Raw genomic sequence first — 3924 nt, forward strand, 5'->3', positions numbered from 1 at the left:
AACGGCAACAGGTCGCCGCGCACGAGCACGTGCTGCTCGAGCGGCACGGGCCTGGTCTCGGACACGATCACCTCGGTGTCGCCCCGCACGGTGTCGAGCCAATCGCCGAACTCCTCGGCGTTGGACACGGTCGCCGACAGCGACACGAGCTTGACCGAGGGCGGCAAGTGGATGATGACCTCTTCCCACACCGCGCCGCGGAAGCGGTCGGCCAGGTAGTGCACCTCGTCCATCACCACGAACCGCAGTCCGCGCAGCGCCGGCGAATCGGCGTAGAGCATGTTGCGCAGAACCTCGGTGGTCATCACGACGATGCGCGCCGAGGCGTTGATGTTCGTGTCGCCCGTGAGCAGTCCGACCTCGTCGTCGCCGTAGACCTCTTGCAGCTCGTGGAACTTCTGGTTCGACAGCGCCTTGATGGGCGTGGTGTAGAACGCCTTGTCACCCGGCTCGAGCATCGCCAGGTGGATCGCGAACTCGCCGACGATGGTCTTGCCGGCGCCGGTGGGCGCGGCCACGAGCACGCTCCGCCCGTCCTCGAGGGCGTGGCATCCGGCGATCTGGAACTCGTCGAGCTCGAATCGCTGCATCTCGGCGAAGTCGGCCGTGTGCGGGTGCGACGTGCGGGCACGCGCGCGGGCGAAGCGCTCCGCGGGACTCGGGGAGCTCACGCGATGGGCCCCGAGGGCATCTCCGACGCGGCCGCCTGACGCGCGCGACGGCGGTCGAACAGCATCGACACCCCCGCCGCGGCGAAGAAGAGCACCACCAGGATGCCGGCGAGCATCACCATGCTGACGATGTCGGCCGCCGGGGTGGCCAGGGCGGCGAACACGGTCGCGATGAGGATGGCGACGCGCCAGCCCTTCAGGATCGCCTTGCCGCTCATGACGCCCGCGACGTTCAGCGCGACCAGGAACACCGGCAGCACGAACGAGACGCCCACGACGATGAGCAGCTTGAAGACGAAGTCGTAGTAGTCGGTGGCGTTGTAGAAGTTGACGCCGCCGTCGGGGGTGAAGCCCCACATGAGTTCGATCACGTGGGGGACGATCAGCAGGCCCACCCAGCAGCCGACGAAGAACAGCGGCACCGCGGATGCCACGAACCCGACGGTGTAGCGGATCTCTTTGCGCGTGAGCCCGGGCATGATGAACGCCCAGATCTGCCAGAGCCACACCGGCGCCGACAGGAAGATGCCGATCGAGAAGGCGATGCGCATGCGCAGGTCGAACGCCGAGGTCACCGACGTGAAGTTGAGCGCAGAGAAGTCGTCTCCTCGCCGCGCGGCGATCTCGCGGATCGGCTCGGTGATGAGGTGGATGATCGGGTCGGTGATGATGAACGCGATCACCATGCCGACGATGAGCGCCGCGGCCGCGATCATCAGGCGCTTGCGCAGCTCGACGAGATGCGCGCCGATGGGCATGCGCTTGTCGCGCCGCGGCCCCTCGGGCACGTCGATGCGCGGCGGCCCTGCCGTCGCCACGGCTTAGACGGTGGGGTCGGTCGACCTGCGCGGTTCGGGCGCGGCGGTCGACGCGGTGCCGGGCTCGGTGGGGCGCGGCGACTCGGAGGACTGCGCGGCGACCTCGTCGTCGCGCTTCATCTCCTTCATCTCGCTCTTGAACACGCGAGCGGACTGCCCCATGCTCTTGGCGAGCGCGGGGAGCTTGGCGGCACCGAACAGCAGCAGGATGACCGCGAGGACGACCAGAAGGTGCCATCCGGTGAGGTTGCCGAGCATGAGGACTCCTCGTCGTTGTCGGGAGACTTCAGTCTAACCCGCGTGGTTCCCCCACGCTCCGGCGCGCGGATCGGTGGGCGAATCCTCAGCCGGCGTCGGTGTACTGGGCCAGTCCGGCGGCGGCCCACGCGGCCGCGGCGCGTCGCGCCCCCCGGGGCTCGAGGAGTTCGACCTCGCCCCCGCGGCGCGCGGCCAGGCGTTTCAGGCTCTGCTCGTCGGCGAGGCGCAGGGAGGCCACGGCGGTGCCGTCGCCCTCGGTCTCGACCTCGGCGCGTTCGAGGTAGTCCGACAGCAGCGGAGCGACCGCGACGGGGAAGCGGAAGCGCGCGACGACCTCGTCGTCGCTCGGTGCGAACAGCTCGGGCACCGGGTCGGTGCCGTGGACCGCGGCAATGGCGGTCAGCGCCGGGTCGCTCACCCGGTCGAGGTGGAAGGTGCGGACCGCCTGACGCAGATGGTCCCATCCCTGCAGGTACCACTGGTCGTCGGCGATGTGCACCTTGATCGGATCGACCGTGCGGGTCGCGGGCGCCGCCCCCGGCGCGCGATAGGTGAAGGTGACCGCGACCCGTTCGCGCAGGGCGCGGTCGACGACGTCGCGCACGCCGTCGACCGGGCCCGGGGCGACGATCACGGCCGGCGGAGCGGCGGCGGCGCCGCGCGCGAGCTTCTCGAGCAGACCGGTCACGAGCGGGCTGTCGCCGAAGCGCGGCAGACTGCGCGCGAGCTGCAGCCCCGCCAGCAGGGCGGCCGCCTCGCGCGCGGTCAGGCGCGGGGAGCGCTCGAGCCCCACGGTGTTGGTGATGGCGATGACGTCGTCGCGGTCGAGCAGATCCCAGTCGATGTCGAACAGGTCGTGCGGCAGCTGCCAGTAGCCCCGCTCCCCCGGCAGGCCGATGACGGTGAGCCGCTCGACCATCGCGCGCATCTCGGCGGGCGCCACGTCGAAGTCGGCGGCCGCCTCGGTCACCGCGACCTCGCCCTTGCCGAGCAGGTAGGGCACGAGCTGCAGCAGCAGCGCGGCCCGGTCGAGAGCGGCGACGGGTCGTTCCGGCCCGGCCGCCTTCGCAGGGATGCCGGGGGTCTCGGCGCTCACGCGACACCCCCGTGGACGGCGACCGTGGCCCGCAGACGCCGCACGACCTCGTCGCGCAGGTCGTCGGGCGCGACGACGCGCACCTCGGGGCCGTACGAGGCGAGCTCGTCGGCGAAGACGTGCAGGTCGACGTACGGCACGAGCAGGCCCTGCGGCGCCTGCTGCGCGCGGCGCGCGAGCCGCAGCGCCGCCTCGGTGCCCGGATGCACCTCGAGCAGCGCCCGTTGCCGGTCGGCGACGGCGCGCAGTCCCGCGAGGGCCCGATCGCCGGCGCCCTCGCGCAGGGCGGGCGCGAACTTCTCGCGGCGCAGGGTGACGTCGCCGACGATGCGCGAGAGCAGGAAGGTGCGCTCGGCATCCATGTTCAGGTCGAAACCGAACACGTGCCAGCGCGCTTCGTACTCGACCAGCGCGAGGGGGCGCACGCGCCGCTCGCGCGGCTGCGCCTCACCCGGACGCAGGTACACGAAGGTCACGACGCGGCACTCCTCGATCGCGCGCTGGAGCGCGGCGAACGACGCGTCGCGGACGCGGATGCGCGGCGCATAGCCGATGATGGGCTCGTCGACGGGGATGCCGAGGGCCCGGATCTTGCGCAGGCCGCTGCGGGCGTCGGCCGAGAGCGATTCGCTGCCCCAGACGCCGCCGGCGACGTTGAGCAGCGCGATCTCGGCGGGACTGAACGAGATGTCGTCCGGCAGGGCGTACTCGGCCGTGGGGACGCGATAGCGCGCCTCGCGCAGGTCGTCGGGATCGGCGCGATTGCCGATCGTCTCGATGGGCACCCCCAGACCGCGGAGGTTCTCTTTGTCGCGCTCGAACATCTTCTCGAGAGCGTCCTTGGACGCCCCCGCCTCGAGCTGCTCGCGGTAGCCCGTGACCGACGAGAGGATCGTGTCCTTGGTCAGCCCCTGCTCGGTCGCCATGAGCGCGACGACGAGGTTCACCAGTCGCTCCTCGGGAGCGCTTCGGGACGCGGTGGCGGGCACCCGCCCATCCTAGGCCGGGGTGGAGCCCACCCCGCGGACGAGCACGCCACCGCCGGGAGCGGCGGACCCGGGCTCAGCCGAGGAGGCCGGAC

5 protein-coding genes are annotated in these 3924 nt (G+C 71.5%); all 5 read right to left on the reverse strand.

Features of this window, described 5'->3' with window-relative positions:
* On the reverse strand, positions 1-671 hold a 671-nt coding region (locus tag DBR36_RS18445; RefSeq protein ID WP_258222825.1), incomplete at its 3' end, for a DEAD/DEAH box helicase.
* Entirely contained in the window at positions 668-1429 is a 762-nt protein-coding gene (tatC, locus tag DBR36_RS12740) for a twin-arginine translocase subunit TatC (RefSeq protein WP_108319945.1), read from the reverse strand. The genes DBR36_RS18445 and tatC, both read right to left, overlap by 4 nt.
* A 63-nt stretch (positions 1430-1492) precedes the next feature.
* On the reverse strand, positions 1493-1747 hold the full coding sequence (gene tatA, locus DBR36_RS12745) for a Sec-independent protein translocase subunit TatA (RefSeq protein ID WP_108319931.1): 255 nt from the start codon (positions 1745-1747) through the stop codon (positions 1493-1495).
* Positions 1748-1832: 85 nt separating this feature from the next.
* Complete coding sequence (locus tag DBR36_RS12750) at positions 1833-2843, reverse strand: YafY family protein (protein ID WP_258222826.1); 1011 nt, start codon at positions 2841-2843, stop codon at positions 1833-1835.
* Positions 2840-3832, reverse strand: a complete 993-nt coding sequence (locus DBR36_RS12755; protein WP_108319933.1) for a YafY family protein — start codon at positions 3830-3832, stop codon at positions 2840-2842. Before DBR36_RS12755 ends, DBR36_RS12750 begins: the two co-directional genes overlap by 4 nt.
* Between the last annotated feature and the right edge of the window lie 92 nt (positions 3833-3924).

The sequence above is a fragment of the Microbacterium sp. HMWF026 genome, assembly GCF_003061325.1.
In the GTDB taxonomy this organism is placed as follows: domain Bacteria; phylum Actinomycetota; class Actinomycetes; order Actinomycetales; family Microbacteriaceae; genus Microbacterium; species Microbacterium testaceum_E.

Bases quoted from the DNA above. Each gene is read 5' to 3' on its own strand.
- tatC (WP_108319945.1), bottom strand. From the start codon at position 1,429: ATGCCCATCGGCGCGCATCTCGTCGAGCTGCGCAAGCGCCTGATGATC.
- tatA (WP_108319931.1), bottom strand. From the start codon at position 1,747: ATGCTCGGCAACCTCACCGGATGGCACCTTCTGGTCGTCCTCGCGGTC.